Here is a 21350-nt window from a genome sequence, read left to right as displayed (position 1 = left end):
TGTCATAAGAATTCAACACAGCCTTAATATGGACTATTAGTTTGTTCCTGGCCAGATTAAAGCCCCTTTTTCGGTCACAACGGGGTGAAATCCGGCCAGGCATCAAGACCGATTACGCGGCCGGAGTGCCTTCCATTTCCTGACGCGAAGTCAGGATCTTGTCGACAACGCCCCAGGCCTGCGCCTCGTCGGCATCCATGAAGTGGTCGCGGTCGAGGGTCTTTTCAACTTCCTCGTAGGTGCGGCCGGTATGCTTCACGTAAACCTCGTTGAGGCGCTTCTTCATCTTCAATATGTCACGAGCATGACGCTCGATGTCGGACGCCTGCCCCTGGAAACCGCCGGACGGCTGGTGAACCATGATGCGCGAGTTCGGCATGGCAAAACGCATGCCCTTTTCGCCGGCGCATAGGAGCAGCGAGCCCATGGAAGCGGCCTGGCCGATGCACAGCGTCGAGACGGCCGGCTTGATGAACTGCATCGTGTCGTAGATCGACATGCCGGCGGTGACGACACCGCCCGGCGAATTGATGTAGAGCGCGATTTCCTTCTTCGGGTTTTCCGCCTCAAGGAAAAGCAGCTGGGCGCAGACGAGCGACGCCATATGATCTTCCACCGGGCCGGTGACGAAGATGATGCGCTCCTTGAGGAGACGCGAATAGATGTCGTAGGAGCGCTCACCGCGGTTGGTCTGTTCGACGACCATAGGCACCAGGGCCATTGCGGTATCAACTGGATTTCTCATGTCCGTCCTTTGTCAAATGCCTTGCCGTAGGCAGCATGCGCCCCGGAATCATTGGAATGGTCAATCCCTACATAGAGTGTCAACGCCTGTCACTTCAAGACGGAGACCCCGATATCCTTAACCTGAACCGGTTGTTAGAGGCCGGTGCTAAAGATTTTCCTACATGTGAAAAGCCATGAACCGCATGGCAGCGACGCCTGCACAGGTTTTGCGGTCAACATGGTAAAGCAAAGATGAACCGCCTATCGCCCAAGCTATGGCTTAAATTTCCGGAAACGCCATTTTCATGGGGAGGATCGTTTCTATAGCGACAGCAGAATAGCCGCAGGCGATCTCGACAGCCACACCCTTGCCCTCGCCGTACAAAGTCCCAAATCCGTTTGATCGATGGAGGGACGCCATGCGGATTTTGAACAGCTTCATTGTTGCCACCTTGCTGGCAACCGGCGGTGCGACTGTAGCCTTTGCACAACAGGCATCCGACACGACCGCACCCGAGCGCGCGACCGGCACGACCACGGCCAAACGGGTCGAGGCGAAAGACTTCATGGTCGCGGCGGCCAATCCGCTGGCGGCGGAAGCCGGGCGTGACGTGATCACCAAGGGCGGCAATGCCATCGATGCCATGGTGGCGGTGCAGACGGTGCTCGGGCTCGTCGAGCCGCAGAGTTCCGGCCTCGGTGGCGGGGCGTTTCTCGTCTATTACGATGCCGCTTCGAAAAAGCTGACGACTTTTGATGGCCGCGAAAAGGCGCCGATGCAGGTGACGCCAAAACTGTTTCTCGATGATCAAGGCCAGCCGCTGAAATTCATGGATGCCGTCGTGGGCGGTCGATCGGTCGGCACACCGGGTACGGTGCGGCTGTTGGAAGACGTTCACAAGCGTTATGGCAAGTCCGAATGGGCGAGCCTGTTTGCGCCTGCCGAAAAACTGGCGACCGATGGCTTTCAGGTTTCTCCCCGGCTCGCGGGGCTGATTGCCTCAGAAGGCGACCGACTGAAGAAATACGACGGGCCGCGCGCCTATTTCTTCGATGGTTCCGGCGCACCGCTGAAAGCCGGCCACGTCCTGAAGAATCCGGCCTATGCAGAAACCTTGTCCGCGATTGCCAAGGGCGGCGCAGAGGCTTTCTACAAGGGACCGATTGCCGAGGCGATCGTGAAAACGGTGCGCGAGGCGGCGGACAATCCAGGCGTCCTGTCGCTTGCAGACTTCGAGAATTACGGCATCAAGGAACGCGATCCCGTCTGCCTCACCTATCGCGCGCTGGATGTCTGCGGCATGGGACCACCCTCCTCAGGCGGCGTGGCGATCGGCCAGATGCTGGGCATGATGGAAAATTTCGACCTCAAAGGGTTTGGCCCGGACAATGTTCAGAGCTGGCGTATCCTCGGCGATGCACAGCGCCTCGCTTTTGCCGACCGCGAGCGCTATCTCGCCGACACCGATTTCGTGCCGCTGCCGATCAAGGGGCTGATGGAAAAGACCTATCTGGGCGAACGCGCAAAACTGCTGGATGGCGACAAGGCTCTGGCCAAGGACGCGGTGAAGGCAGGAGAACCGGAATGGGACCATGCCCTGCTGTTCGGCCGTGACGCGGCATTGGAAATGCCCTCCACCAGCCATTTCGTGATCGTCGACAGAGAAGGCAACGTGCTCTCGATGACGACGACGATCGAAAGCGGATTTGGCTCGCGGCTGATGACCAACGGTTTTCTGCTCAATAACGAACTGACCGACTTTTCGTTCAAGACACATGACAACGGCCTGCCCGTCGCCAACCGTGTCGAGCCCGGTAAACGGCCGCGCTCGTCGATGGCGCCGACCATCGTGATGAAGGATGGAAAACCGCTTCTTGCCATCGGCTCGCCGGGCGGCAGCCAGATCATCGGTTATGTGGCGCAGGCGCTGGTCGCCTATATCGACTGGGGCATGCCGGTGGAGGAAATTGTGTCGCAGCCGCATCTGATCAACCGTTTCGGCACCTATGATATCGAGGCCGGCACGACGGCGGAAAAATTTGCCGAGCCGCTGAAGGCGCTGGGTTACGAGGTAAAGGCGGGCGAGATGAATTCCGGCCTGCATGCGATCGAGATTACTGAGAATGGCCTGTTCGGCAGCGCCGATCCGCGGCGTGAGGGTGCGGCGGTGGGAGAGTGACCTCCCCCGCGCCCCGCGAAAATCACATGGCTCGTTTGCAATCCGGTCGATTGTTTAGATCAAACAGCAGCTTATAGTGCGGTGTTAAGGGAGGATGACACAACAAGGTCATTCCCATGTCCCGCCGCAAGACCGCCATTCTGTTTCATCGCACCCTGCAAAGCAGCCGTGTCGCGCAGGTGGTGCTGCTGGCCATCGTCTGGCTTCTCGGCGAAGCGGTCGCGCGTTTGACGGGCATTCCCGTTCCCGGCGCTGTCATTGGTCTTTTCGGCATGCTGGCGCTGCTCGCCAGTGGGGTCATTCGCCTGTCCAGCATGCGACGCGGCGCCCATGTGCTGATTGCCGACATGCTGCTCTTCTTCGTGCCTGCCGTTCTGGCCGTTCTAGAACATAGCGAATTCGTCGGCCTGATTGGCCTCAAAATTCTTGCCGTCATTCTCGTGGGCACCGTCACTGTGATGTGCATGACAGCACTCGCCGTCGATGCGGGTTACCGGGTGATGGTTGCTGTGGAGCATCGTCGTGCCGGGGCTTGATCCGATCCTCAATACCGTCTTCTGGTCGGCGGCAACGATCAGCCTGTATTTCCTCTCCAAGCGCATTCACCGTCGTTTTCCGGCCGCATGGCTTTCGCCTCTGGTTCTGACACCGGTTTTCCTGCTGGTGATCGCGCTCTGTCTGCACACGAGCTACCGCGAATATATCGGCGCGACGCACTGGCTGATGATCGTGCTCGGGCCGATTACCGTCGCCTTTGCCATCCCGATCTATGACAAGCGGGTGATGATCCTGAAATATTGGCCGGTTCTCTTGTTCGGCATCATCGTTGGCAGTTCAACGGCGATGCTGAGCGCATGGGCACTGGCGAGCCTGCTATCGATCGACGGCGCACTTCGCCTGAGCCTGCTGCCCCGTTCGATCAGCACGCCGTTTGCCATGGCGATCTCGCAAAATATCGGCGGCGTGCCGGACCTCACGGCCCTGTTCGTGGTGATGACCGGCGTGTTGGGCGCAGCACTCGGCGAAACGCTGCTGCGGATATTGCCCTTGAAATCCTCGCTGGCACGCGGCGCGCTTTTCGGCATGGGCGCGCATGGCGCAGGCGTGGCCAAGGCCAATCAGATCGGCGCCGAGGAAGGTTCGGTCGCCGGACTGGTGATGGTGTTGGTCGGCCTTGTCAACGTGCTGGCGGCGCCGCTTCTGGCTTTCGTGCTGCGTTAAACGCCGTAACGGGCAGCAGGCTTGTTGAGTGAAAGATAGGGGCCGAGCGCGCCTCTTGCCGCGATATAGGCCTCATAAAGCTCTGTGTTTTCCAGCGATGGAATGGTGATCAATTCGCCCTTGTCGAAACCCGACAGCGCCGCATCGACCAGATCGCCGACCGCCATCACCTTGTCCTGATCGAGATTGTCGAAGGAGTGGCCGACACGATCGAAGATTTCCGTGCGCGTCAGGCCCGGGAGGACCGCTTGAATACGCACCGGCGTGTTGGCGAGTTCGGTAGCGAGCGCTTCCGTCAGGGCGAGCACAAATGCCTTGGTGGCGCTGTAGGTGCCGTTGAAGATTTGCGGCGCAAGCGCCACGACAGAAGCCGTGTTGATGATTGCGCCCTCGCCCCGCGCCACGAATGCCCGTGCTGCCACGATCGCCAGGCGGTTGGCAGCCACGACGTTCAGCTCCACCATCCGGTCGAGATAATCGAGATCACCGGCAAGCAGAGGACCGGCCGGGCCAATGCCGGCATTGTTGACGAACAGCGTGATGGACGCGTCGTCCTGCAGGCGTTTTTCGACGGCGGCAACATCGGCGCGGTCGGAGAGATCGGCGCGAAGGATGGTTGCGGCGATACCGTATTGCCCTGCCAGCTTTTCGGCCAGTTCGGTCAACCGTTCGGCATCGCGAGCAACAAGAACGAGGTCATGACCGCGCGCTGCGAGACGATCGGCATAGGTGGCACCAATGCCGGAAGAAGCACCGGTCACGAGAGCAGTTCCAAGTTTCGAGGTCATTTTGCAATCTCCTGCGCCATGGCGTCCGCATGGCTTCTCTGGAATTTACTGGTATATGCCACTATATTTGAGCGAAGGCGCGCGAAATGCAAGATGGCCGCAGAGAAATTTCGGCAAGGCCTCTGCGCCTCTTGCGACTGACGGCAAATGCGGGAAAGAAGGGAGCCATGGACAGACAGGAAGACAGCATCTGGATGCATTGCAGCAGCAGTTCCGTGCGGCGCGCATCCCGGCAGTTGAGCCAGCTTTACGATACGATCATGAACGGCGCCGGTTTGCGCGGCACGCAGTTTTCACTGCTGACCCAGATTCTTTACGGCAATGAACCGACCCAGAAGGTGCTGGCGGAGGCGATGGTGATGGATTTGTCGGCACTCGGCCACACGCTGAAACCGCTGATCCGCGACGGTCTCGTCGAGCTTGTGCCGGACGAAAAGGACCGGCGCGCCAAACGGGTACGACTGACGTCCGCCGGCCGCTCCGCCCAGGCCGAACTGGTGGAAAAATGGCGTGACGCGCAGTGCCGGTTCGATGCCGTTCTGGGCATCGAAAAATCCGAGGAACTGCGGCGCACACTTGCCTTTATCGCATCCGCCGAGTTTGCGGAGGCTTTCGGGAATGGTGGCGGTTCAGGAACCGGGAAAGATTAGATCCAGCCACGGCTTGCATCGCCCGGCGCCTGGCAACCATAGGGCGGGATGGCATTGGTGAAATTGGCATGCAGCTTGTCGCAGGCCCATTTGCGGATCGGCAGCGGCATGCGGCTGTTCAGCTCGATGCCGATCTCATCGTAAGGGCTTTCGGTATTGGTGACATAGGAATACCAGCGGTAACCGCAGGTGACGGTGATTGCCACCACGATGGTCAGCAGAAATCTCAGAATGCGCATCGTGGCCACCAATGCCGGTTTCATCGCGATGATGTAACGCGGTCAATCACCGCTCGACAGTCCCCTGTCCGAACTTTCCCCATGCTAAAAAGCAGCAGGCTACACCCGGATCACATAGTCCTTGCGAGTCGTTTCAACGACTTCCCACGTTCCCTTGAAGCCAGGCCTCAGCACCATGCTGTCGCCGGCGCGCAGATGCAGCGGCTCTGCGCCCTCTTCCGTGACAACCGAATGGCCGGCGAGAATGTGAAAGTATTCCCACTCGTCATAGACGATCCGCCATTTGCCCGGCGTCGCTTCCCAGACACCCGCATATAGCCCACCATCGGCTTCCTCGATATTCCATGTGCGGAAAACCGGATTGCCGGCGATCAGGCGGTCGGCGGCCGGAGCGCCCTCTTCCGGCTCGACTTGGGAAAGATCGAAGGTCGTGAATTTTGCGGATGCGGTCATGGTTGTTTCTCCTGAAGTTCGTGCGCAAGCTGGCGCGAAGCAATATCGGCGATCCGCAACAGGCGTTCGGCGGAAAGGCCGTTGCGGGCGCTGGCGGACAGGCCTGACAGGGTCGCCATCACATAATCCGTCACCATCTCGGCCGCAGCCGGCGCATTACGGCTTACACCCGCATGCACCATGTCATGCGTCTGATCCAGCAGGCGTCGCGCCTGCCGGCAGGCTTCGGCATCGACACCGCCGCGCGCGCCTTCGATCACCATGCAGCCCGTGCCGTTGCCGGCACCGTAATTCGTTGCCGCTTCTCGCAGCAAACGCCGCACGCCTTCGGCAAGCGGAATGCCATCAACAAAAGGCCCTTCCAGATCGATGCCTTCCAGTTCTGCATAGCGCTGCAAAACCTGTCCATAGAGCGCCGATTTGCTGCCGAAGGCGGAATAGAAGCTCGGCGGATTGATGCCGATCGCGTCCGTCAAGTCGGCGACGCTCAAGGCATCATAACCCTTCTCGCGAAACAGAACCTGCGCCTTGGCAAGAGCATCTTCCATGTCGAATGCGCGTGGCCTTCCACGTGTTTTCAATATTTTTGTAGTGCACATTACACAATCCATTGACGAAATCATGCCTGCAAATTATGTAGTCGTCATTACATTAATTCTCAACCCTAACACGGAGCAGTGTGATGACTGATTTCAAGGGTAAGGCAGTTCTGGTTATCGGTGGCAGCCGCGGCATTGGTGCCGCCATCGTGCGGCGTTTCGCCGGTGATGGCGCCGATGTGACATTCACCTATGCCGGATCGAAGGATGCCGCAGAAGCGCTGGCGGCCGAGATCGGCGCAAAGGCCGTGAAATCGGATGCAGGCAACCGCAACGACACGATCGCGACCGTCAAGGCGGCAGGTGCACTCGATGTGCTGGTGGTCAATGCCGGTACTCTGGTTCTCGGCGATCCGCTGGAGACCAATCCCGACGCCGTTGACCGGATGATCGACATCAATGTTCGCGCGCCCTATCACGCCGCCGTGGAAGCCGCCCGCCAGATGCCTGACGGTGGCCGCATCATCATCATCGGTTCGGTCAATGGCGATCGAATGCCTTTTCCCGGCGGCGCGGCCTACGCGCTGACCAAATCCGCAGTGCAGGGTTTGGCGCGCGGGCTTGCCCGTGATTTCGGCCCACGCAACATCACCGTCAACGTCATCCAGCCCGGCCCGATCGATACCGACATGAACCCGGCCGATGGCCCGATGAAGGACACGATGCACGGCTTCATGGCGCTGAAGCGTCACGGCCGGCCGGAGGAAATCGCCGGGCTTGCCGCTTATCTGGCCGGCCCGGAAGGTGGCTTCATGACCGGCGCCATGCACACGATCGACGGCGGCATGGGCGCCTGACATATTCTAAAATCGCCACACCGCCGGCTTGCTCCGGCGGTGTGAAAAATACCCGACATACGCTTCTCACGGAAAATTTTGCGCCGAAGGGATGCAATCCCTGATCGGATCGGTATAGTCGCCGCCCATGGACACCCGATTGCGTGTGTCCGGTTCGCCGCATCGATGACATCGAAAATGGTTCCGAACCGGACGTTCCCACTTTACGGTCGAGAGATCACCGCGCCCCGCGTCAAACCGGGGTCGCATGATCACGCGCGCATACGCCACGCCATCATCGCAATCGCTGATCGTTTTCCGCCGTCCCGGTCCTTGGGCGGCGTTTTTTGTTTTCCCTTTCAACCACAGAAGGAACGGCCACCCGAAGGGGCAGGCCTCATATCATCATGATATTTGAATGGATGTCCGATCCGGCCGCATGGGCCGGACTCGCCACCCTGATCGTGCTCGAAATCGTCCTCGGCATCGACAACCTCGTCTTCATCGCGATTCTGGCAGACAAGCTGCCGGAGCATCAGCGTGAACGCGCCCGCCTGATCGGCCTCAGCCTGGCGCTCGTCATGCGCCTTGCCCTGCTCGCCTCCGTCGCCTGGATCGTCACGCTGACGGCGCCGCTGTTTACCGTTCTCGGTATCGAGATTTCCGGCCGAGACCTTATCCTCCTGTTTGGCGGTGTGTTCCTTCTGTTCAAAGGCACGATGGAACTGCATGAACGCCTTGAGGGCCATTCCGGCAACAAGGAAGGCAAGATCGAACATGCCGTGTTCTGGCAGGTTCTGGTGCAGATCGTCGTGCTTGACGCCGTGTTCTCGCTCGACAGCGTCATCACCGCCGTTGGCATGGTGCAGCACCTCTCCGTCATGATGATCGCCGTCATTGTCGCCGTCGGCGTCATGCTTCTGTGCTCGAGGCCGCTGATGGCCTTCGTGTCGAAACACCCGACCGTGGTCATTCTCTGCCTCGGCTTCCTGATGATGATTGGCTTCTCGCTGATCGTCGAAGGTTTGGGCTTCCACATTCCAAAAGCCTATCTTTATGCCGCAATCGGCTTCTCGGTTCTCATCGAGGCGTTCAACCAGATCGCACGCCGCAACCGCGAGCGGGTGCTGACCACCGGCGACCTGCGCGAACGCACCGCCAACGCCGTGCTCTCGCTGCTTGGCAGCCGCCGCAGCGAGACCTCGCTCGGTGACACGGCCGACGTGATTGCCGAACGCGCTTCGGAAAACGAGCTGTTCACGCCGGTCGAACACGAGATGATCGAAAGCGTGCTGACGCTTGCCGACCGTCCGGCCAAATCGGTCATGACCCATCGTCTCGACATCGACTGGCTGGATATCGAGGACAGCGATGAAGAGCTTCGCCGCAAGGTTTTGGAATCGGGCCATTCCCGTTTCCCGATTGCCCGCGGCAGCCTCGACGAGTTTCTGGGCGTCGCGCTGGCTAAGGATCTCTTGCGCGATTTCATTGAGACCGGAAAGGTCGATTTCGACCGCTCTTTGCGCCAGCCGCTGGTCGTACATGAAAGCGTCAACGCACTGCGCCTGCTCGAACAGCTGCGCCAGTCGCCGCTGCAGGTGGCGATCGTGCTCGACGAATACGGCTCGGTCGAAGGCATGGTCACCGCCACCGACCTTCTGGAAGCCATCGCCGGCGACTTTGCCGATGATGACGAAGAGCAACTGACCGTGGAGCGCGGCGAAGACGGTTCGCTTCTGGTCGATGGCTGGATCGACATCCGCCATGTCTCGAAACTGCTGGATATCGACCTTGTGGACGATGCAGACCGCTATTCGACGCTGGCAGGCCTGATGCTCTGGCGTCTCGGCCATATGCCGCAGCAGGGCGAAACCGTGTCCTTCGGCGATCTCACCTACGAGGTCGTGGCGCTCGATGGCCGCAACATCGACAAGGTCCGCATTCGCACTACTGCGTCGATGGCTGCTGATCCCGTCGAGATAACGGCCTAAATCTCAATCAAGCTCGTCGGCGAAAGCTTTCATCGCCGACGAGCGCCCTGCCCTTCAGCATGTTTTCCACTGTGGAGAGCATCTTTTGCGCCGTGCAGGGTTTTGGCAGGCAATGGGCGGCGGACGGAATATCCGTCAGCTCTTCACCACAGCGGGCCGAAGACACGATGACGCCGATATGCGGCGCACATTCACTGATCATCTTTGCCAGATCGATACCGGAGAGCGCGCCCGGCATGTCGACATCGGTGACGACGATATCGATATCCTCGTTCAATCCAAGCTGCCCGATTGCCTCCAGAACGCTGGCGGCCTCCAGCACGTCATAACCTGCATCTTCGAGAGCGTCGGCCACCGCAAATCGGATGAGCGCCTCGTCCTCGACCACCAATACCGTGTGACGGTTCGTGTTCATGTCCGGTCTCCCCTTTGTTGAAGGTCGAACCATGAACGCACGAGGATGGGAAATGATTACGGCACAGTCTGTGCCATTTTGAAACATGGTTAACAGCAGGCTAACGGCCGGGTTAGCGGTTCGGAAACCCTGTTGGCCGACAGGAAGGGGCTTTTTCATGATCGAGAAGCGGACTGCCTCGCCCGGTGCTCTCAACAATTGTCAGCATAAGCGGTTCGAGATCATCGCCGGATGCTTCACTTGTGGCGAGGCCAAATGCGGCAGATGACGCAATCGTCTGTAAAAAAGCCGCGAAAGCCTGTTGACGGTGGGCCTTCGAACCATCAACTAGGGGCAAACCTCCGAGCATAGGTCGAAAATGGCATCGCGCGCATACAGCATCCCCAATCTCCTGACCTATGCGCGCATCATTGCCGTGCCGCTGATCGTTCTGTGTTTCTTCATCGAAGGCAAACTCGAAAGTTCGGATTTCGCCCGCTGGGCCGGCTTCTGGATTTTTGTCGTCGCCTCGATCACCGATTATCTCGACGGTTATCTCGCCCGCATCTGGAACCAGACATCGAATATCGGCCGCATGCTGGACCCGATTGCCGACAAGCTGCTGGTTGCTTCCGTGCTGCTGCTGATGGCGGCGGACGGAACCATTGCCGGCTGGTCGCTCTGGGCGGCCATCACCATTCTCTGCCGCGAAATCCTCGTTTCGGGCCTGCGTGAATATCTTGCCGCGCTGAAGGTTGCCGTGCCGGTGACCAAGATCGCCAAGTGGAAAACCACGATCCAGATGCTTTCGATCGCCTTCCTGCTGGCTGGCCCTGCCGGCGAAGCCTATCTGCCTTTTACCACCGAGATCGGTATCGCACTGTTGTGGGTCGCAGCCATTCTGACCTTCTACACGGGCTACGACTATTTTCGCGCTGGCCTCAAACACATCGTGGAAGAGTGATGGTCAAGCTCGTCTATTTCGCATGGGTGCGAGAGCGCATAGACAAGCCGGAGGAAGACTTGGAGCTCCCGGCCCATGTGGTGACCGTGCGCGATCTGCTCGATCACCTCAAGACGCTCGGCGACGGGTACGAGGCAGCGTTGGAATATCCCGATGTGATCCGCGTCGCCATCAACCAGGAACACGTCGAGCATGACGAACCGATTGCCGGTGCGCGTGAAATCGGCATTTTTCCGCCGATGACGGGTGGGTGAGAAGCGACGGCTTCAGCCGGCAAAACGCTCCAGTGGAGCGTTTTGAGCTTCGAACGCCCTGAGCTAAAGCGAAGGGCCGGGATAGGTTGCGGCATACCCGACGCAATTCCACGGAGACGACCGATGACGACCCCTATCCCCACAATCCGCGTCCAATCCGACGACTTCAATCTGCAATCCGAAATCGACGCGCTGACCGCAGGCCGCACCGATATCGGCGCCGTCGTCTCCTTCGTCGGCCTCTGCCGTGGCGAACAGAACACGCTGTCGGCGCTGGAACTGGAACATTATCCGGGCATGGCGGAAGCCGAGATGCGCCGTATCGCAAACCTTGCCATCGAGCGTTTCGACCTCATGGGGCTCACCGCCGTGCATCGCTTCGGCAAGATCGCACCGGGCGAAAACATCGTGCTCGTCATCGCAGCCTCGCCACACCGGCAGGCGGCTTTCGACGGCGCCAATTTCGTCATGGACTTTTTGAAGACATCGGCGCCCTTCTGGAAGAAGGAACACAGCAAGGATGGCAAGGCGCGCGACTGGGTGGCGGCAAAAGATGCCGATGACAGCGCGCGGGACAAGTGGTCGTAATTACGCAGCGCAGCGTTTTACCAAATGCGCTTGATTCCGGGGAGCGTATCAAAGATTTGGTCTGCCGACACAATCGGCATGGAAGCCTGCAGAGCCGTGGACGCGATCATTCGATCAAACGGATCACGGTGCTCCCACGCTATGATACCTGCCTTCAAAGATATTTCTGGCGTTATGGATGCAATTCGTCCGCGCTGCTCTTCAAGCAGTCGCGACAAGTCGCCAACCAAGGCCTCCATCTCCGGCCATTTTCCGATACGAACCTTTTGACCAATTTCAAAAAAGCTGATCGGGCTTACCCAGACGCTATCAGCCTGACGGATGACTTTCGTGGCGGCATCTGAAAGATGTCTATCGCCCGTGAGCGACCAAACCCATGTATGGGTATCGAGAAGAAGCGCATTCACGATTGGCCTTCCCACAGATCGAGGTCTTCGTCGGACATGGGCTCAAGAAAATCCGGGGCGTTTCCCAATGCCTCATCTTTCAGAATGCCGATCTTAAAGCCACCATCGGCAATCGGGACGATACGGGCAACTGGCGTCTTGCCCTTGGCAATGACGATTTCCTCGCCGTTACGCACACGCTCGATCAGCTTTGAAAGATTGGTCTTGGCAGCGTGGATCGTAACCTGCATTTGCGCGCTCCTTAGCTAACTTGACTAAGATAGCAAATTTCTCGCGACCAATCCAGAGATGCAAGAGGAACCGTATAAACATAAAAAGCCGGCGCTCGCGCACCGGCTCTTCCATCAGTTCAAAACCAGATCCGGCAATCAGCCGACGATTTCGGTTTCTGCGAACCAGTAGGCGATTTCCTGCGCGGCGGTTTCCGGAGCGTCCGAACCGTGAACCGAGTTTTCGCCGATCGACAGGGCGAACTGCTTGCGGATCGTGCCTTCGTCGGCGTTGGCCGGGTTGGTCGCGCCCATGATTTCGCGGTTCTTCAGGATGGCGCCTTCGCCTTCCAGAACCTGAACGATGGTCGGGCCAGACGTCATGCCTTCAACCAGTTCGCCGAAGAACGGGCGTTCCTTGTGAACGGCGTAAAAGCCTTCGGCTTCGCGGGTCGACATCCATACGCGCTTGGAGGCGATGATGCGCAGGCCGTTGTCTTCGAATACCTTGGTGATGGCGCCGGTCAGGTTGCGCTTCGTTGCGTCCGGCTTGATCATCGAGAAGGTGCGTTCAATCGCCATGTCTCTGGTCCTTTGTTTTGCGGAAAAGTGGGCGGTATCTACCCGCCCCAAGCGCCGGAAACAAGGGGGTTGGCGTCATTGTTCATCGAAGGTGCGCCAAATTCATGCGGCTGTCACACGCCGCCCGAGCCCCTGATGAAGGTCAAGGCAGCGTTCGAACCAGGCCGAAACCGGATCGCCGGGTGCAAAAACGTCGGCGCCAGCGGTGATGCGCATCCATTGCAGTGCGCCGAACAGGATGTAATCGGCAAACAGCGGGCCTTCGCCGCCAAGGAAAGGCTGGTATTTCAACATCTGCCGCAAGGGCTCGAGTTTCGGGGCGAAGGCGGCGATGGCGGCTTCACGGCCGGTGCGCATTTCTTCGAGCGTGCGCCCGAGAAAGGCCTCGCGGCTGCTGCGGAAATAGCGCTGGTCCTCGTCGGCCAACATGTCGTGGATATCGGAGACTGCAATCGCCGTGACCGCCGGATGGAGTGTCGACTGCGAAAAACGCTCGACAAACCGCGAGAGCGCCTTGCCGCCCTCCCCGCCGAACAGGGTCGGGCGATCAGGATAAGCCTCTTCCAGATAAAGGGCGATATCGAAACTGTCCGACACCAGCCTGTCGCCATCACGCAGGATCGGCACGGTTTTGGAAAAGCCGTTTTCCAGCGCCGGGATGGCGGTAAAGGCCGTCGGCTTTTCGATGACATCCAGCCCCTTGTGGGCAAGGGCCATCACCACTTTCCAAGAATGGGGTGAAAACGGCCGCTCATGGTCGCTGCCACTCAATGTGTAGAGAATGCGTGTCATGCTGGGTCCCTCTCCGTTATCTGCCAACATGGGAGCGCAGCACGATCGAAAAATCCAGTCAGGATTTTTCATGTCAACCATTCACGGGTGCCCATGGGAATTTTCCGGTCGCCCGTCCACGCCCTGTTAACCCTCAATCGAAGTGGCAATCACGTTTTTCAGAAGATGTTAAAACTCGTGTATTTTAATGAGCTTCACACGCAGAAGGACACGAGAACCGAGAGACAGGCATGTCGGCAGAGGCAGCAAAAACGGCACCGAAGAACAGGATATTGCTCGCGGTGAGCCAGCAGATGGCACGGCTGGACGTGGCCGGACTGCCGCGCAATTATGAACTGTTTCACGAGGCAATCACCGGCGGCGATGCCGCCCTCACCCGTGATGTGATGGGTTTGACCACAGCGCCGACACAGATCATGCTCGATGAAATCGGTCTTCGTCACCGGCTTCCGTCTTTCATGGGCCTTTCCGCCAACGTCACCCGCCGCCAAGATATCGAGCTGATTGCCGGCCTGTCCGAAAAGGTGGCGCGCGGCGTTTCCCAGAAGCAGACTTTTGCCCGCGCGCTGGAATCCGTGGCGCGCAGTTTGCGCAGTGATAGCAGCGGCAAGATTTCCGACGTGCTTTCCGAGATCGAATATCTGACGAGTTCGATCAGCGAGGCGATGACCGCCGAGACCGAACTGACGACGGCGCTGAAAACCAGCGCCGAAAAGCTGGCCGCCAGCGAAAAGGCGACATCTTCGGCCCGAGAAGCATCGCTGCGCGACCGGCTGACATCGCTGCCGAACCACATCGCGCTGTCCGAGCGGCTGGAAGGGCTGTATTCGGCAACAGCCGAAGGCCGCCGCACCGCCCTTTTCATCGTGTCGCTCAACCGCCTGTTCGATATCACACAGGTACCGAATGATACGGTAGGCAACCGCGTTCTCAAAAAATCCGCCTCGATCTTCCGCAATACCATCAAGAAGAACGATTTTGTCGCCCGCATCGGCCCGCGCGAATTCGCCTTCCTGTTCGACAATGTCGGCCAGGAAAGTGTCGGCGCCATTGCCGATCGCTTGAACAACTCGATCATCAACGGCCTGCAACTCATTGCCGACGACAACAAGCCGGCCGTGATGCCGATGGAACTGTCGATCGGTGTTTCGCTGACCGATGACGCGCATTCGCCGCAGGAATTGCGCAGCCGCGCCGCCGTGGCGCTGGACAGCGCGCTTGCCAATCCGCGCCAGCCGGTGGTGATCGGCGGCGGCAAGGCTGTGGCACGCACGGCACGCGCGTAAATCACTTTGTCATGACGTCTTGTCAGGCACGGCGGTTTCAGCCAAAACCGCCGCCATGATCACGATTACCGACCTTTCCGCCCGCATTGCCGGCCGCCTTCTCCTCGACCATGCCAGCGTCACGCTTCCGGCCGGCTCCAAGGCGGGCCTTGTGGGCCGTAACGGTGCGGGTAAATCGACGCTGTTCAAGATCATCACCGGTGACATGGCTTCGGAAAGCGGCTCGGTCTCGATCCCCAAGAACGCCCGCATCGGCCAGGTGGCGCAGGAAGCGCCGGGCACGGAAGATTCGCTGATCACCATCGTCATGGCCGCCGACAAGGAGCGCACCGCGCTTCTGGCTGAAGCCGAGACGGCGACCGATCCGAACCGCATTGCCGAAATCCAGATGCGGCTGGTCGATATCGACGCCCATTCGGCGGAAGCCCGTGCCGCCAGCATTCTGGCCGGCCTCGGTTTTAATGCCGAAGCACAGTTGCGCCCCGCCTCCTCGTTTTCCGGCGGTTGGCGCATGCGCGTGGCTTTGGCCGCTGTTCTCTTTGCCGAACCGGACCTGCTGCTGCTTGACGAGCCGACCAACTATCTCGACCTTGAAGGCACGATGTGGTTGGAGGATTACGTTCGGCGTTATCCGCACACGGTCATCGTGATTTCCCACGACCGCGACATGCTGAACAACGCCGTCAACTCGATCGTCCATCTCGACCAGCAGAAGCTGACCTTCTATCGCGGCGGTTACGACCAGTTCGAACGCCAGAAGGCCGAAAACGACGAATTGCAGATGAAGGCGAAAGCGAAAAGCGACGCCGCCAGAAAGCATATCCAGAGCTATATCGACCGGTTTCGCTACAAGGCGTCCAAAGCCAAGCAGGCGCAGAGCCGCATCAAGGCGCTGGAACGTATGGGGACGGTGTCCGCCGTGGTCGAGGATTACGTTCAGCCAATCACTTTTCCAGAGCCGGAAAAGCAGCCGGCTTCGCCAATCGTGGCCATCAGCAAGGGTGGCGTCGGTTATGAATCCGGCAAGCCGATCCTGAAAAACATCAGCCTGCGCATTGATGCCGATGACCGCATCGCCCTGCTCGGCTCCAACGGCAACGGCAAATCCACCTTCGCCAAGCTGATTTCCGGCCGTCTGAAGATCGACGGCGGTGAGATGAAGCTGGCGCCGTCGCTGTCCATCGGATTTTTCGCGCAGCACCAGTTGGACGACCTGATCCCCAACGAGTCGCCCGTCGACCATGTGCGCCGGTTGATGCCGGATGCGCCGGAAGCAAAAGTACGCGCCCGCGTGGCGCAGATGGGCCTTGCGACCGAAAAGATGGCGACGGCTGCAAAGGATCTGTCCGGTGGCGAAAAGGCACGTCTGCTGATGGGCCTCGCCGCCTTCCATGCGCCAAACCTGCTCATCCTCGACGAACCGACCAACCATCTGGATATCGACAGCCGCCGCGCGCTGATCGAGGCGCTGAACGATTACGACGGCGCCGTTATCCTGATTTCTCACGACCGCCACCTGATCGAGGCGACCGTGGACCGGCTCTGGCTGGTCAATGAGGGCACGGTCAAGCCGTTCGAGGGCGACCTTGAGGAATATCGCGACCTGATCATTGCTGCCGGCCGCAAGAAGGACGACAAGCCGCAACTGGCAGCCGACGAGCAGGTCAACAAGGCGGACCAGCGCAAGGCCAATGCGGAAAAACGCGCCTCGCTGGCGCCTCTCAAGAAAAAGATCAACGAAATCGAAGCTTTGACGGCCAAGCTTGAGAAGCTGATCGCAGGTCTTGATAAAGAACTTGCGGACCCGGCGCTCTACGAAAAGGCACCTGCCAAGGCAGCCCAGAAAGCCAAGGAACGTGGCGAGGCTGCGGCCAAGCTTTCGACGGCGGAAGAGGAATGGCTGATGCTGTCCTCCGAATATGAAGAGGCGATGGCAGGGTAAGCCGTCCCTGCGAAGCGCTCGATATTCGTCATCCTTGCCCCCCGGGTTTAATCCAAGGCTGTCCCAAGGATCTGATCCCATCGCGAGAAAGAGCCGCAGCAGATGCTCGGGACTGGCCCGAGCATGACGACAGGCAGGGTTGTCCCGCCCTCCCCACATCCCTAGGTAAAGGCCTCACGCAAGAGGAGGCCTTTGATGGATCTGTATCTCGAAAACGACAACGACCCGAAGACGCTCGCCTTCGTTGCTGATCGCAACGAACAATTCGACGAAACATTCAGGACGCCCGAATTCGAGAAGGACCGTGATGCGCTGAAAGCCATGATCGAGCGCGATGACCGACTGATCGTGCCGACACGGCGCGGCCAATGGCTGTTCGATTTCCATCGCTCCAAGGACAATCCACTCGGCCTGTGGCGGCGTCTACCGGTTGGTCAGGAGCCGAAGCCAGAAGCAGCCTGGGAAACGGTGCTCGATTTCGATGCATTCTGCGCCAGGGAAGGCAAACGCTGGATCTATTCCGGCGCCGTCACATCCCCTTACGAGCCCACCCGCGTCCTGCTGATCCTGTCCGATGGCGGTTCGGATCAGGTACGGCTGCTGGAATTCGATACCGAGGCGAAAAGCTTTGTCGAAGGCGGTTTCGATACGCCGGCAACCCGCGCCCATGCCAGCTGGATTGCGCCTGACGAGATCGCCTATTTCGGTTCGATCGACGAAAATTCGGCCACACGCTCCGGCTGGCCACGGGTGGCCCGTTCGCTGAAACGCGGCGTCGAGCCGAAAGATGCTCCGATCCTTTTTGAGGCCGGCAAGGATGACATTACCGGCACAGCCGGTTTCATCGATCCGGCCTTCTGGGGCGGCAAGCCCGATGAGCGCAAGATCGAGATCTACTCACGTATTGTCTATATTGGCCACATCGCCATCGAGATCCGCGACATTGAAGGCAATCTCCGCCGCCTCGACCTGCCGACCGAGGTGGATGTCGACCTCAACCACACCCACGCCGTGTGGCACGCCAAAACGGACGAACGGTATCCGACCGGCAGCCTGATCCTGCAGGAGTTCTCACCATTCGCCGCCGAACCGCTCGGCAAGGCCCGCGTGCTGTTTTCGCCGAAGGACGGGCAATCGGTCTCGCAGTTTTCCGTCCTGAAGAGCTGGGTGGTTTTTGTCGTCAGCGATCGCATGCAGCCGAAACTGTTTCTGGTCGACCTCACCAAACCGGAGGCCGAGCCGCGAGAGCTGGTTCTGCCGGAAGGTTTGCAGAGCATCGGTTATCGCCTGCTCGACGCCGACCTGACACTGGGCGAGGAAATCCTCACCGTCATCGGACAGGGGTTTCTTCTGCCCTCGAGCGCCTACCGGCTCGATCTCAGAGACCATTCAGCCGAGCCGGAACTGGTGCCGATCGGCTCTTCGCCCGCCTTTTTCGATGCTGATGGCATGCAGTCCGAACTGCTGGAGGCGACGTCGGAAGATGGCACCAAGGTGCCTTATCACATCGTGCTGCCGAAAAACTGGACCAAAGGTGAACTGCCGATCCTGATGTATGCCTATGGCGGCTTCGAAGTATCGCTGTCGCCGGTCTATTCCGGCGCCTACGGGCTTTGGCTCTCCGAAGGTGGCGGCTTTGTTCAGGCCTATATCCGCGGCGGCGGCGAACTGGGGCCGGACTGGCACAAGGTCGCCAAGGGCAAGGGCCGCCACAAGGCATTTGAAGATTTCGTCGCGGTGGCGCGCGACCTCGTCAAACGCGGATATTCGAAACCGTCGCGCATCGCCTGCAACGGCGGCAGCAATGGCGGCCTTCTGACCTCGGTCATGCTGACCCGCTACCCGCAGGATTTCGGCGCGGTCTGGACCTCGGTGCCGGTGATCGACATGTCGCGCTTCCACCTCTTCCCCTCCGGCAAGGCCTGGATGGACGAATACGGCAATCCCGAAGTCGCGGAAGAACTTGAGGCGATGCTGACCTATTCGCCGCTGCATCAGGTGAAGTCGGCCGGCGAGATCAGCTATCCGCCGGTCTATATCGAAAGCTCGACCAATGACGACCGCGTCCACCCCTCGCATGCGCGGCGGTTCGCCAATCGGCTGATAGAGGCCGGGCATACGCCGTATTTCCGCGAGTTCGGCTCAGGCGGTCACGGCGGTGCAGGTGACAGTGGGGAAATGGCGACGAGGCAGGCCCTCGGGCACAGCTTCTTGCGACAGACGATCATGAGAGACTGAGCGCCCTTCCCCGCAGTTGTTCGCCTCGTGGAGATACACTATCCTGGATGTGTCACTTCACGAGGTGCTAGCATGGGCGACCGCTTAAAAGACCAATCCCTTCGCCTGAAGCCTGGAATCCGGGCCCGCCTCGATGCAGAAGCGGTTGCGAGCGATCAAACGGAAGCGGAAATTGTCGATGCTGCCATCGAGATTTATCTGGCAAGCCAGACAGAAAAGCGCGCACAGCTTGAGCAGGCCATCGCGGTTGCAGATGAAGGCGTTTTCATCTCCAGTCAAAAAATGGCTGACTGGATTTCGTCCTGGGGGACGGAAAACGAGCGCCCTGCCCCCGAACCGGATATCGCTTTGAAACCTCGGCAAGGCCGTAAGTCCTGATGCAGATCGTTTATCTGCCACAGACCAGGAGTGATCTGCGGTGGATGAAAGAATATTACAGTTCGGTTTTCCCTGAAGGGGCCCGGTATGCACGGCTTCGCTTCCTGAAGGCAGAGAACCTCTTGAGGGATAATCCAAACGCGGGCAGACCGGGCGCGCTGCCCGGGACCCGTGAATTGGTCATCGCAAAAACGCCGTTTCTCATTCTCTATCGCTTGCAGGCCGATCGAATAGAAATCCTGCGCGTCTGGGACGCACGCGCGTTACGCTCTCCACGTGCGGAATAAACCACGCATTAACCATGTTCGACGAAAGATGACGGCACACCGATTCCCGTGTCATCCGTCGTCGAGAAATTTTCATGCCCGTACGCGTCCTGTGTGCCGCCACTATCTTTGCCTGCCTTCTGTCTTCTTGCGCCGGCAAGCCGGTAACGGAAGGCGGTTCGCTGAAAACGGCGTTCGCCGCCGGCAACGCGTCAGGAACGCTTCAAACGAAGAACGACTCAAAATCGCCCGTGGCACTGACACCGGCCGCCTGGGGCCGCATGGGACATCCGGGCGCGCTTTCAGGCCGCACGTTGACCGTCAACGCGCTTGCCGATTTCAAGCTGCGCGACAAGGAAGTCGTGCTGACTTTCGACGATGGTCCGGTGCCGAAAAAGACCGAACGCATCCTTGCCACGCTCGACGACTTCAAGGTCAAGGCGACCTTCCTGATGGTCGGGGAAATGGCAAAGGCCTATCCGAAAATCGCCCGTCAGGTGGTCGATGCCGGTCACACGATCGGCAGTCACACGTTCCGTCATGCCGATCTGCGCAGGCTTGCCGTCGACGAGGCGATCGCCGAGATCAACCGGGGCCGCGATGCCGTGCGCGCCGCCACCCGCACCGACGCCAATTTCTTCCGCTTCCCATACCTTTCCGACAGCGGTACGATGCGCCACTGGGTAGCGGCCCACCAGATGGTGGTTCTGGATGTGCAGATCGATTCGAAGGATTATTTCGGTGTGTCGCCGGCTGCCGTCGCCACCCGCACCATGGCCGAACTGCGCCGGCATGGCCGTGGCATCATCCTGATGCATGATATCCATAATCGCACCGCGGCCATGTTGCCGGCCCTGCTGACACAGCTGAAAGCGGAGGGCTACAAGGTGGTGGCGCTGCGTTATGGCGGATCGCGAGCGCCGATGCTGTCGGCGAGCCTTCAGGAGGATACCGGGATCGATCGCTCCTGATCCAACCGGTCAGGCCTTCTTCACCCAGCGACCTTCCTGCTGCTGCCAATAGGTCAGCGCGTGGCCGGCGCCCTTCAATTGCTTCCATTGGGCGCGGGCGCCCTCAAGCTGTTCGGTATCATAACCGTCGAACATGAAGACGACGCGTTCATAAGGATCGAGTGGCGGCGGCTCGGCGCCATCGACAACGAAACGCACAGTCGCGTCATTGGCATTGCCGTCTTCCGCGGTGATCAGCACCGGCTGCGCCTCGGCCATCTCGCCCGCATCCGTTCCGTGCGGCAGAAAACTGTCGTCGCGAAAGGTCCAGAGATGCGCGTCGAGAAAATCTCGACGCGCCTCGGCTCTGGTCTGCACCACCACTTTCCAGCCGCGCTCGACGCTCTTTTCCAGAAGAGACGGCAACGCCTCTTCGAGCTTCGAATCGGTCAGGTGGTAGAACAGGACATCGGTCAT

27 protein-coding genes are annotated in these 21350 nt (G+C 59.5%); 15 read left to right on the top strand and 12 right to left on the bottom strand.

Translation table 11 applies throughout. The features are described from left to right. Positions 1–112 precede the first annotated feature (112 nt). Together clpP and ACRQ1B_RS25575 are read right to left on the bottom strand one after the other, a co-directional pair. Entirely contained in the window at positions 113–745 is a 633-nt protein-coding gene (gene clpP, locus ACRQ1B_RS25580; protein WP_432296943.1) for an ATP-dependent Clp endopeptidase proteolytic subunit ClpP, read from the bottom strand. 261 nt (positions 746–1006) lie between these two features. Continuing rightward, positions 1007–1168 (bottom strand): hypothetical protein, encoded by a 162-nt coding sequence (locus tag ACRQ1B_RS25575; RefSeq protein ID WP_432296942.1) that lies wholly within the window; start codon positions 1166–1168, stop codon positions 1007–1009. On the opposite strand from ACRQ1B_RS25575, the gene ggt reads away from it, so the two are divergent. The 3 genes from ggt (at position 1146) to ACRQ1B_RS25560 (ending at position 4127) form a co-directional block, all read left to right on the top strand. Beyond that, positions 1146–2906 (top strand): gamma-glutamyltransferase, encoded by a 1761-nt coding sequence (gene ggt, locus ACRQ1B_RS25570; protein ID WP_432296941.1) that lies wholly within the window; start codon positions 1146–1148, stop codon positions 2904–2906. The two genes, ACRQ1B_RS25575 and ggt, sit on opposite strands and share 23 nt — an antisense overlap. Before the next feature lie 116 nt (positions 2907–3022). Then, complete coding sequence (locus ACRQ1B_RS25565; protein WP_432296940.1) at positions 3023–3442, top strand: CidA/LrgA family protein; 420 nt, start codon at positions 3023–3025, stop codon at positions 3440–3442. After that, entirely contained in the window at positions 3414–4127 is a 714-nt protein-coding gene (locus ACRQ1B_RS25560; protein WP_432297052.1) for an LrgB family protein, read from the top strand. The genes ACRQ1B_RS25565 and ACRQ1B_RS25560 overlap by 29 nt, the downstream gene beginning before the upstream one ends. Here ACRQ1B_RS25560 and ACRQ1B_RS25555 read toward each other — a convergent pair. Beyond that, positions 4124–4915, bottom strand: a complete 792-nt coding sequence (locus ACRQ1B_RS25555) for an SDR family NAD(P)-dependent oxidoreductase (RefSeq protein ID WP_432296939.1) — start codon at positions 4913–4915, stop codon at positions 4124–4126. The genes ACRQ1B_RS25560 and ACRQ1B_RS25555 overlap by 4 nt on opposite strands. Positions 4916–5082: 167 nt before the next feature. Between ACRQ1B_RS25555 and ACRQ1B_RS25550 the strand changes: the two genes are divergently transcribed. Continuing rightward, positions 5083–5565, top strand: coding sequence for a MarR family winged helix-turn-helix transcriptional regulator (locus ACRQ1B_RS25550; protein WP_432296938.1), 483 nt, complete (start codon positions 5083–5085; stop codon positions 5563–5565). Here ACRQ1B_RS25550 and ACRQ1B_RS25545 read toward each other — a convergent pair. From ACRQ1B_RS25545 to ACRQ1B_RS25535, 3 genes are all read right to left on the bottom strand, one after another. Beyond that, on the bottom strand, positions 5562–5804 hold the full coding sequence (locus ACRQ1B_RS25545; RefSeq protein ID WP_432296937.1) for a hypothetical protein: 243 nt from the start codon (positions 5802–5804) through the stop codon (positions 5562–5564). The genes ACRQ1B_RS25550 and ACRQ1B_RS25545 overlap by 4 nt on opposite strands. A 99-nt stretch (positions 5805–5903) precedes the next feature. After that, complete coding sequence (locus tag ACRQ1B_RS25540; RefSeq protein ID WP_432296936.1) at positions 5904–6257, bottom strand: cupin domain-containing protein; 354 nt, start codon at positions 6255–6257, stop codon at positions 5904–5906. Next, on the bottom strand, positions 6254–6805 hold the full coding sequence (locus ACRQ1B_RS25535) for a TetR/AcrR family transcriptional regulator (RefSeq protein WP_432296935.1): 552 nt from the start codon (positions 6803–6805) through the stop codon (positions 6254–6256). The genes ACRQ1B_RS25540 and ACRQ1B_RS25535 overlap by 4 nt, the downstream gene beginning before the upstream one ends. Before the next feature lie 134 nt (positions 6806–6939). On the opposite strand from ACRQ1B_RS25535, the gene bdcA reads away from it, so the two are divergent. Then, positions 6940–7653: an SDR family oxidoreductase gene (bdcA, locus tag ACRQ1B_RS25530; RefSeq protein ID WP_432296934.1), complete on the top strand. Its 714-nt coding sequence runs from the start codon at positions 6940–6942 to the stop codon at positions 7651–7653. Between the two features lie 386 nt (positions 7654–8039). Then, positions 8040–9623 carry a TerC family protein gene (locus ACRQ1B_RS25525; protein ID WP_432296933.1) on the top strand — a complete coding sequence of 528 codons (1584 nt, stop codon included), beginning with the start codon at positions 8040–8042 and terminating at the stop codon, positions 9621–9623. Between the two features lie 7 nt (positions 9624–9630). On the opposite strand, the gene ACRQ1B_RS25520 is transcribed toward ACRQ1B_RS25525, so the two are convergent. Beyond that, positions 9631–10038: a response regulator gene (locus ACRQ1B_RS25520; protein WP_432296932.1), complete on the bottom strand. Its 408-nt coding sequence runs from the start codon at positions 10036–10038 to the stop codon at positions 9631–9633. A gap of 358 nt (positions 10039–10396) precedes the next feature. Here ACRQ1B_RS25520 and pgsA point away from each other — a divergent pair, with 358 nt between their 5' ends. The 3 genes from pgsA to ACRQ1B_RS25505 all read left to right on the top strand — a co-directional run bounded on the left by pgsA (position 10397) and on the right by ACRQ1B_RS25505 (position 11823). After that, on the top strand, positions 10397–10981 hold the full coding sequence (pgsA, locus tag ACRQ1B_RS25515; protein ID WP_432296931.1) for a CDP-diacylglycerol--glycerol-3-phosphate 3-phosphatidyltransferase: 585 nt from the start codon (positions 10397–10399) through the stop codon (positions 10979–10981). Then, positions 10981–11235: a molybdopterin converting factor subunit 1 gene (gene moaD / locus ACRQ1B_RS25510; RefSeq protein WP_432296930.1), complete on the top strand. Its 255-nt coding sequence runs from the start codon at positions 10981–10983 to the stop codon at positions 11233–11235. The genes pgsA and moaD overlap by 1 nt, the downstream gene beginning before the upstream one ends. Positions 11236–11358: 123 nt before the next feature. Continuing rightward, a complete protein-coding gene (locus ACRQ1B_RS25505) occupies positions 11359–11823 on the top strand; it encodes a molybdenum cofactor biosynthesis protein MoaE (RefSeq protein ID WP_432296929.1) in 465 nt (154 codons plus the stop codon). Between the two features lie 17 nt (positions 11824–11840). Here the strand turns inward: ACRQ1B_RS25505 and ACRQ1B_RS25500 are convergent, their stop codons facing one another. The 4 genes from ACRQ1B_RS25500 to ACRQ1B_RS25485 all read right to left on the bottom strand — a co-directional run bounded on the left by ACRQ1B_RS25500 (position 11841) and on the right by ACRQ1B_RS25485 (position 13813). Then, the gene (locus ACRQ1B_RS25500; RefSeq protein WP_432296928.1) at positions 11841–12230 is read right to left on the bottom strand and encodes a type II toxin-antitoxin system VapC family toxin; all 390 of its coding nucleotides are present in this window, start codon (positions 12228–12230) and stop codon (positions 11841–11843) included. Continuing rightward, a complete protein-coding gene (locus tag ACRQ1B_RS25495; RefSeq protein WP_432296927.1) occupies positions 12227–12460 on the bottom strand; it encodes a type II toxin-antitoxin system Phd/YefM family antitoxin in 234 nt (77 codons plus the stop codon). The genes ACRQ1B_RS25500 and ACRQ1B_RS25495 overlap by 4 nt, the downstream gene beginning before the upstream one ends. Before the next feature lie 138 nt (positions 12461–12598). Beyond that, positions 12599–13021, bottom strand: a complete 423-nt coding sequence (gene ndk, locus ACRQ1B_RS25490; RefSeq protein ID WP_112728489.1) for a nucleoside-diphosphate kinase — start codon at positions 13019–13021, stop codon at positions 12599–12601. 102 nt (positions 13022–13123) lie between these two features. After that, positions 13124–13813: a glutathione S-transferase family protein gene (locus ACRQ1B_RS25485; protein ID WP_432296926.1), complete on the bottom strand. Its 690-nt coding sequence runs from the start codon at positions 13811–13813 to the stop codon at positions 13124–13126. A gap of 230 nt (positions 13814–14043) precedes the next feature. On the opposite strand from ACRQ1B_RS25485, the gene ACRQ1B_RS25480 reads away from it, so the two are divergent. The 6 genes from ACRQ1B_RS25480 to ACRQ1B_RS25455 all read left to right on the top strand — a co-directional run bounded on the left by ACRQ1B_RS25480 (position 14044) and on the right by ACRQ1B_RS25455 (position 20894). Next, a complete protein-coding gene (locus ACRQ1B_RS25480; protein ID WP_432296925.1) occupies positions 14044–15099 on the top strand; it encodes a GGDEF domain-containing protein in 1056 nt (351 codons plus the stop codon). 55 nt (positions 15100–15154) lie between these two features. After that, positions 15155–17041 carry an ABC-F family ATP-binding cassette domain-containing protein gene (locus ACRQ1B_RS25475; RefSeq protein ID WP_432296924.1) on the top strand — a complete coding sequence of 629 codons (1887 nt, stop codon included), beginning with the start codon at positions 15155–15157 and terminating at the stop codon, positions 17039–17041. Between the two features lie 195 nt (positions 17042–17236). Next, entirely contained in the window at positions 17237–19279 is a 2043-nt protein-coding gene (locus ACRQ1B_RS25470) for a prolyl oligopeptidase family serine peptidase (RefSeq protein WP_432296923.1), read from the top strand. A gap of 72 nt (positions 19280–19351) precedes the next feature. Next, a complete protein-coding gene (locus ACRQ1B_RS25465; protein ID WP_432296922.1) occupies positions 19352–19657 on the top strand; it encodes a CopG family ribbon-helix-helix protein in 306 nt (101 codons plus the stop codon). After that, a complete protein-coding gene (locus tag ACRQ1B_RS25460) occupies positions 19657–19944 on the top strand; it encodes a type II toxin-antitoxin system RelE/ParE family toxin (protein ID WP_432296921.1) in 288 nt (95 codons plus the stop codon). The genes ACRQ1B_RS25465 and ACRQ1B_RS25460 overlap by 1 nt, the downstream gene beginning before the upstream one ends. Before the next feature lie 74 nt (positions 19945–20018). After that, positions 20019–20894, top strand: coding sequence for a polysaccharide deacetylase family protein (locus ACRQ1B_RS25455; RefSeq protein ID WP_432296920.1), 876 nt, complete (start codon positions 20019–20021; stop codon positions 20892–20894). 9 nt (positions 20895–20903) lie between these two features. Here the strand turns inward: ACRQ1B_RS25455 and ACRQ1B_RS25450 are convergent, their stop codons facing one another. Further along, positions 20904–21350 carry a DNA polymerase III subunit chi gene (locus ACRQ1B_RS25450; protein ID WP_432296919.1) on the bottom strand — a complete coding sequence of 149 codons (447 nt, stop codon included), beginning with the start codon at positions 21348–21350 and terminating at the stop codon, positions 20904–20906.

The organism is Endobacterium panacihumi, from assembly GCF_050847465.1.
GTDB classification, from domain to species: Bacteria; Pseudomonadota; Alphaproteobacteria; order Rhizobiales; family Rhizobiaceae; genus Neorhizobium; species Neorhizobium panacihumi.
Note: the sequence above shows the minus strand (reverse complement) of the source record. Positions and strands in the feature narration are given on the sequence as shown.

What these genes read in the sequence shown, in the direction of transcription:
- bdcA (WP_432296934.1), top strand. Translation starts at nt 6,940, where the DNA reads ATGACTGATTTCAAGGGTAAGGCAGTTCTGGTTATCGGTGGCAGCCGC.
- ACRQ1B_RS25525 (WP_432296933.1), top strand. Translation starts at nt 8,040, where the DNA reads ATGATATTTGAATGGATGTCCGATCCGGCCGCATGGGCCGGACTCGCC.
- ndk (WP_112728489.1), bottom strand. Translation starts at nt 13,021, where the DNA reads ATGGCGATTGAACGCACCTTCTCGATGATCAAGCCGGACGCAACGAAG.
- ggt (WP_432296941.1), top strand. Translation starts at nt 1,146, where the DNA reads ATGCGGATTTTGAACAGCTTCATTGTTGCCACCTTGCTGGCAACCGGC.
- ACRQ1B_RS25540 (WP_432296936.1), bottom strand. Translation starts at nt 6,257, where the DNA reads ATGACCGCATCCGCAAAATTCACGACCTTCGATCTTTCCCAAGTCGAG.
- ACRQ1B_RS25565 (WP_432296940.1), top strand. Translation starts at nt 3,023, where the DNA reads ATGTCCCGCCGCAAGACCGCCATTCTGTTTCATCGCACCCTGCAAAGC.
- ACRQ1B_RS25485 (WP_432296926.1), bottom strand. Translation starts at nt 13,813, where the DNA reads ATGACACGCATTCTCTACACATTGAGTGGCAGCGACCATGAGCGGCCG.
- ACRQ1B_RS25495 (WP_432296927.1), bottom strand. Translation starts at nt 12,460, where the DNA reads ATGCAGGTTACGATCCACGCTGCCAAGACCAATCTTTCAAAGCTGATC.
- ACRQ1B_RS25475 (WP_432296924.1), top strand. Translation starts at nt 15,155, where the DNA reads ATGATCACGATTACCGACCTTTCCGCCCGCATTGCCGGCCGCCTTCTC.
- ACRQ1B_RS25450 (WP_432296919.1), bottom strand. Translation starts at nt 21,350, where the DNA reads ATGACCGATGTCCTGTTCTACCACCTGACCGATTCGAAGCTCGAAGAG.
- clpP (WP_432296943.1), bottom strand. Translation starts at nt 745, where the DNA reads ATGAGAAATCCAGTTGATACCGCAATGGCCCTGGTGCCTATGGTCGTC.
- ACRQ1B_RS25455 (WP_432296920.1), top strand. Translation starts at nt 20,019, where the DNA reads ATGCCCGTACGCGTCCTGTGTGCCGCCACTATCTTTGCCTGCCTTCTG.
- ACRQ1B_RS25480 (WP_432296925.1), top strand. Translation starts at nt 14,044, where the DNA reads ATGTCGGCAGAGGCAGCAAAAACGGCACCGAAGAACAGGATATTGCTC.
- ACRQ1B_RS25520 (WP_432296932.1), bottom strand. Translation starts at nt 10,038, where the DNA reads ATGAACACGAACCGTCACACGGTATTGGTGGTCGAGGACGAGGCGCTC.
- ACRQ1B_RS25545 (WP_432296937.1), bottom strand. Translation starts at nt 5,804, where the DNA reads ATGCGCATTCTGAGATTTCTGCTGACCATCGTGGTGGCAATCACCGTC.
- ACRQ1B_RS25465 (WP_432296922.1), top strand. Translation starts at nt 19,352, where the DNA reads ATGGGCGACCGCTTAAAAGACCAATCCCTTCGCCTGAAGCCTGGAATC.
- ACRQ1B_RS25575 (WP_432296942.1), bottom strand. Translation starts at nt 1,168, where the DNA reads ATGAAGCTGTTCAAAATCCGCATGGCGTCCCTCCATCGATCAAACGGA.
- ACRQ1B_RS25505 (WP_432296929.1), top strand. Translation starts at nt 11,359, where the DNA reads ATGACGACCCCTATCCCCACAATCCGCGTCCAATCCGACGACTTCAAT.
- ACRQ1B_RS25535 (WP_432296935.1), bottom strand. Translation starts at nt 6,805, where the DNA reads ATGGAAGATGCTCTTGCCAAGGCGCAGGTTCTGTTTCGCGAGAAGGGT.
- ACRQ1B_RS25470 (WP_432296923.1), top strand. Translation starts at nt 17,237, where the DNA reads ATGGATCTGTATCTCGAAAACGACAACGACCCGAAGACGCTCGCCTTC.
- ACRQ1B_RS25460 (WP_432296921.1), top strand. Translation starts at nt 19,657, where the DNA reads ATGCAGATCGTTTATCTGCCACAGACCAGGAGTGATCTGCGGTGGATG.
- moaD (WP_432296930.1), top strand. Translation starts at nt 10,981, where the DNA reads ATGGTCAAGCTCGTCTATTTCGCATGGGTGCGAGAGCGCATAGACAAG.
- pgsA (WP_432296931.1), top strand. Translation starts at nt 10,397, where the DNA reads ATGGCATCGCGCGCATACAGCATCCCCAATCTCCTGACCTATGCGCGC.
- ACRQ1B_RS25555 (WP_432296939.1), bottom strand. Translation starts at nt 4,915, where the DNA reads ATGACCTCGAAACTTGGAACTGCTCTCGTGACCGGTGCTTCTTCCGGC.
- ACRQ1B_RS25550 (WP_432296938.1), top strand. Translation starts at nt 5,083, where the DNA reads ATGGACAGACAGGAAGACAGCATCTGGATGCATTGCAGCAGCAGTTCC.